This window comes from Vibrio genomosp. F10 str. 9ZD137 (genome assembly GCF_049974785.1).
In the GTDB taxonomy this organism is placed as follows: domain Bacteria; phylum Pseudomonadota; class Gammaproteobacteria; order Enterobacterales; family Vibrionaceae; genus Vibrio.
The window spans coordinates 1-872 of the sequence record NZ_JBNGCJ010000663.1 but is presented as its reverse complement, the minus strand read 5'-3'; the positions used below and the strand labels follow the sequence as shown (position 1 = coordinate 872).

2 protein-coding genes are annotated in these 872 nt (G+C 46.1%); both read right to left on the bottom strand.

The features are described from left to right. A partial coding sequence (locus ACP45E_RS16040; RefSeq protein WP_198927739.1) for an alpha-hydroxy-acid oxidizing protein occupies positions 1 to 468 on the bottom strand: 468 nt, incomplete at its 3' end. Between the two features lie 246 nt (positions 469 to 714). Next, positions 715 to 872: L-lactate permease (locus ACP45E_RS16035; protein ID WP_141707367.1), on the bottom strand; the 158-nt coding region annotated here is incomplete at its 5' end.

Sequence of the window (872 nt, the reverse complement as noted above, 5' to 3'; positions counted from 1 at the left end):
AACCGTAAAGACTAACGTTGTGACACCGGCTGCTTTGGCACGTTCTAGGACGTTTTTCATGAATCCACGATCTTTTAACACGTACAGCTGGAACCACATTGGGCGCTCAATGGCTGGAGCCACTTCCTCGATCGGGCAGACAGAGACGGTCGACATGGTAAAAGGAATGCCCTTGTTTTGTGCCGCTTTTGCCGCCTGAACTTCCCCTCTTCGAGCATACATGCCTGTTAGCCCAACAGGGGCCAAAGCAATGGGCATCGCCAATTTTTCGCCGAAGATTTCTGTGTCTAAACTTAAATCTTCCATGTTGTTTAGGACACGCTGTTTTAACGCTATAGCGGCCAGGTCCTCGGTGTTTTTTCTTAGTGTATGTTCACCGTAAGAGCCGCCATCAATATAGTGAAAAAGAAATGGGGGGAGCTTGGCTTTGGCTGCGGCACGGTAGTCCGTTGGCGCGGATATGATCATAATTCAGTCCTATAAATGGTTATACAGTGCCTTTTGTTGAAGGTTCAGTATGGCCGACATCGTTAAAAAAGAGGCGTTAATGTTTATGATTTGCTTGTGTTGTCACTAGGCCTGTGTCGTTGTGTGCAACCGTCACATTTAATAAGAGAACAAGCCATTAACGCTTCAAGTAAAAATTTTCTATCTCGTCTATGTAGTGAACCCGTTCATTTCATCTATTCACTAACCTTGTTATGGGTTGATGTATTAGCCCATAAGAGCATCCGTTACGTGGAAGCCGTAAATCGCAATAAGTCCAATTACCCCTGTAGCGAATAAATAGTACAGAGTTGGAATAATGGTTTTGCGCAGCGTTGCCCCTTCTCGTCCGAGTAAGCCCACGGTAGCAGAAGCCGCCACTACGT